We start from the raw sequence: 3,498 nt of genomic DNA on the forward strand, positions 1-3,498 counted from the left end.
GGGCCGGAGGGTGCGGGTCATGCGGACTCCGTGGGTGACGGTGGGGGACCGGGTGGTGCCTGTGACAACGAGCACAATGGGGCCGGGTCACGGCTCGTGTCAACAGTGTTGACACACCGAGGGTCCAGGGAGTCGCGCGCCGGGCGGGGGCGGTTACGCGTGGCTGGGTGCGTCCACCAGCGCCTGGATCGCAGCGCCGTAGGTGCGTGCGACGAGCGCCGGGTCGGCGGAGACCAGCACCGGGTCCTCGACCAGGGCCATCTGGTCGAGCAGGCCGGCCACCTGCGCGTCGTAGAACATGACGCCGACGAGCTGGAACCCGGGCCGTGCGGCGAGTCGTCGGGCGACGCCCGCCGCCTGGCGCGCGGTGTGCACGGGGGAGCGGCGCACACCCAGGTGCACGGGGTGGATCCCGAGGGCCCCTGGGCGCAGCGAGGCGTCGACGTCGAGGCAGATCCGCAGGGTCGGGTGCGACCCGCCGACCACGCGCTGAATCGCGTCGAGCCCCTCCTCGGAGTCGACCATGAGCGTGATGGCCGCCCGACGTCGCTCGCCGGCCTCCCCGGGCTCCGTGAGCGCGAGCAGCCCGGCGCGGTCGACGGTGGGGTACGCGAGGAGGACGTCGTCGGTGACGTCCTCGTCGACGAGCCAGCAGCTCTCCGCGAGCGAGTAGGTCATGACGCCCGCGAACCCGGGGCGGGCGAGCGTGCGCTCCAGCACCGACCGCACGCGCACCGACTTGCTCGCCACCCGCACGGGTACCCCGCCCGCCCGGCGGACGAGGTCGTCGGCGTTCGCCCAGAGCGCCGGCTCGTCGAGCACTGCGAGCGGCGCGGACCGGTCGGCGGTGGCCGACAGCAGACGCGGGAATGGTGCGCTCACGAACCCCAGCATGGCACGGAGGTGGGGGTCAGCCGCCAGGTCGAGACGCCGGGCCGAGGTCGAACCACTCGGGCGCCGCGGCGACGAACTCCGCCCGCGGCAGCGCACCCACTCCCTCGGGCACGACGGCCAGGAGCGGCACCCCCGTCACCCGGGGAAGGTCGTCACGGTTGCACGTCTCGGCGAGGCCAGGGCGCTCGGGCCACGCGCCCACGACCACGCCCAGTGGCTCCACGCCGCGTGCCCGCAGCGCCTCGACGGTGAGCGCCGTGTGGTTCAGCGTGCCGAGACCGGCCCTCGCCACGACGACCACGTCCACGGTGACGTCGGGCGGCGCGGCCTCGGCCAGCCCGACCGCGAGGTCGAGCAGCGTCCCGCCGTCGGTGTCGAGGCGGACGAGCAGCCCGCCCGCGCCCTCGACGAGCACGACGTCGTGGCCCGTCGCCAGCTCCAGCACGGCGCCCACGTGCTCCGACACCGGTGGGAGCGCGACACCCTGACGGCGGGCAGCGGTGTCGGGGGCGAGCGGGTCGTCGAGCGCCACCAGCTCACGGCACTCGACCCCGGTGAGCTGTTCGACGGTGCGCGCGTCGCGCGGCTCCGGGTCGGCGCCGCCGATGCCGGTCTGCACGGGCTTGACCACCACCACGCGACCGCGGGCGGTGGCCGCGAGGGCGGCGACGGCCACCGTCTTGCCGACCCCGGTGTCGGTACCGGTGACGACCACGACGCGGCTCATCGGAACGTCCCCATCATGCCGACCAGCACGTCCAGGGCACGCGACCAGTCGTCGTCGGCGACACCTGCGCTCGCCGTCACCCGCAGGCGCGAGACGCCGTCGGGCACCGACGGCGGACGGAAGCACCCGACCCGCACCCCGGCATCGAGCGCGGCGGCCTGGGCGGCGACCGCCGCGTGCGGCGACGGCATCGGCACCGACAGCACGGCCCCCGCAGGCGCGGCGACGTCGAGAGCGGTGGCGAGCTCGCCGACGCGACGGTGCACCGTCGCGGCCAGGTCGGGCCGGCGGCGCACCTCGTGCAGGGCGGCGAGTGCCCCGGCTGCCGACCAGGTGCTCGCGCAGAGCCGCGGGTCCGAGCACGGCGCCGCCCTGGCTGCCGAGCGCCTTCGACAGCGTGGCCGTGACCACCACGTGGTCGAGGCCGGCGAGCCCGAGCCGCGCCACCAGGCCCGGCCCGTGCACCCCGAGCCCGTGCGCCTCGTCGACGACGAGCAGCCCGCCGTGCCGCTCGCACAGCCCGGCCAGCTCGACCAGGGGCGCCGCGTCGCCGAGCACGGAGTACACCGACTCCACGAGCACCAGCGCCCGCTCCTCGGCACGCTCGGCGTCACGCAGGGCGCAGGCCACCGCGTCGACATCGCCGTGGGGGACGATCGTCAGCCGAGCGCGCGACAGGCGCACGCCGTCGACCAGCGACGCGTGCACGTGGGCGTCGGAGACCACCCGCGTGCCTCGGTCGGCGAGGGCGGCGACGTACGACCTGGCTTGCGCGAGGGTCTGTGCGTGGGGGAGAAGCATGTTCCCTCCTTCAGGGGTGGAGAATCGACCGTGCGCCGTTGATCGCTCTCAGGCGCCTGGCGGCGCGAGTGCTGTGGACGAAGGTGGGCGTGACTTGGCCATGGGCCGGATCCGGCTCAGCCGATGAGTTGCTGATTCGCGATTGCCTCGATCCGGCGACGGCGCAGGACGTCTTCGCGGACGAAGTCCGCGAAGTCCTTGCTGCGGTCGCGGATCTCGATCTCTGCGCCGGTGTCAGCGGGGAGGTCTCCCGGCCAGGTGGTCTGCCGCGTAGGGCGGTCGCGATCCAGCCGCGTGCCGCAGATCGACACCCAATCCCGCAGTCGGCTGCGAGCTTCGGCAAACTCCCGCATCCAACCGATCGGGGCCGACGGCGACGCCGACTCGTGGTAGCAGCTGAGCCAGTGGCAGTGCAGCGCCGAGAGCTCCCAGACGAGTTCGTCGTGGCGGTGCCAGTACGGCGGCACGATGTTCGGCGGGAGACCGAACGTGCTCTTGAGCCACTTCACCCACTGGTCCAGGTCGTGCCACTCGACCTCGGCCTGCTCCGCGTCCAGCAGGTTCCAGTTGATCGGAACCGGTGGTCGCTCCAGGAGATCGGTCACGCTGCGGTAGCCGTCAGTGTCGTCGGGCTCGTCGGGGTACGAACTCATGGCCGAGTCCGATCAGAGGCCGACAGCGGGCGGCTGGGGCACGGATGTCAGGGACCGGTCGGCAGCGTGCCGGCCGCGCTGGACGACGTAGTCGGTCTTGTTGACGTTGTGGCCGATCTTGCGGGCGACGAACTCCTCCTTGATGACGCTGCCCTCGCGGCCGTCCACCTCGTACTCGTGGACGTAGCCGCTGGCCACGAACGAGTCACCCTTGCAGAAGCGGGCGTAGGCCTCGCGGGCGGTGCTCTCGAAGGCGACCATGTCGTGGAAGGTCGGGTCGAGCTTCGTAAAGCTCCCGTCGACCTCCTTGCGCCACTGCTCGATGCCAACGCGCATACGGCAGCACTCGGCGCCGGCCTTGGTGAAGTGCAGTTCGGGTGCTGAGGCGATGAATCCGACCAGGCTCATCTCTGTCTCTTATAC

5 protein-coding genes and 1 pseudogene are annotated in these 3,498 nt (G+C 72.9%); all 6 read right to left on the bottom strand.

The window, feature by feature from the left end:
* Positions 1 to 153: 153 nt before the first annotated feature.
* The 6 genes and pseudogenes from A6Q79_RS15980 to A6Q79_RS16005 all read right to left on the bottom strand — a co-directional run bounded on the left by A6Q79_RS15980 (position 154) and on the right by A6Q79_RS16005 (position 3,483).
* Positions 154 to 882 (bottom strand): alanine racemase, encoded by a 729-nt coding sequence (locus A6Q79_RS15980; protein ID WP_317698752.1) that lies wholly within the window; start codon positions 880 to 882, stop codon positions 154 to 156.
* Between the two features lie 28 nt (positions 883 to 910).
* On the bottom strand, positions 911 to 1,621 hold the full coding sequence (bioD, locus tag A6Q79_RS15985) for a dethiobiotin synthase (protein ID WP_286690292.1): 711 nt from the start codon (positions 1,619 to 1,621) through the stop codon (positions 911 to 913).
* A complete protein-coding gene (locus A6Q79_RS15990) occupies positions 1,618 to 1,917 on the bottom strand; it encodes a hypothetical protein (RefSeq protein ID WP_317698755.1) in 300 nt (99 codons plus the stop codon). The genes bioD and A6Q79_RS15990 overlap by 4 nt, the downstream gene beginning before the upstream one ends.
* 91 nt (positions 1,918 to 2,008) lie before the next feature.
* A pseudogene (locus A6Q79_RS15995) lies at positions 2,009 to 2,422 on the bottom strand (aminotransferase class I/II-fold pyridoxal phosphate-dependent enzyme); the annotation flags it as partial.
* A 116-nt stretch (positions 2,423 to 2,538) separates the two neighbouring features.
* The gene (locus tag A6Q79_RS16000; RefSeq protein WP_317698753.1) at positions 2,539 to 3,075 is read right to left on the bottom strand and encodes a hypothetical protein; all 537 of its coding nucleotides are present in this window, start codon (positions 3,073 to 3,075) and stop codon (positions 2,539 to 2,541) included.
* A 12-nt stretch (positions 3,076 to 3,087) separates the two neighbouring features.
* Positions 3,088 to 3,483: a single-stranded DNA-binding protein gene (locus A6Q79_RS16005; protein ID WP_317698754.1), complete on the bottom strand. Its 396-nt coding sequence runs from the start codon at positions 3,481 to 3,483 to the stop codon at positions 3,088 to 3,090.
* Positions 3,484 to 3,498 lie beyond the last annotated feature (15 nt).

Source organism: Aeromicrobium sp. REDSEA-S32_B7 (genome assembly GCF_001626145.1).
Classification (GTDB): Bacteria; Actinomycetota; Actinomycetes; order Propionibacteriales; family Nocardioidaceae; genus Aeromicrobium; species Aeromicrobium erythreum.

Coding starts and splice junctions, on each gene's coding strand:
- A6Q79_RS16005 (WP_317698754.1), bottom strand. CDS start 3,483: ATGAGCCTGGTCGGATTCATCGCCTCAGCACCCGAACTGCACTTCACC.
- A6Q79_RS16000 (WP_317698753.1), bottom strand. CDS start 3,075: ATGAGTTCGTACCCCGACGAGCCCGACGACACTGACGGCTACCGCAGC.
- bioD (WP_286690292.1), bottom strand. CDS start 1,621: ATGAGCCGCGTCGTGGTCGTCACCGGTACCGACACCGGGGTCGGCAAG.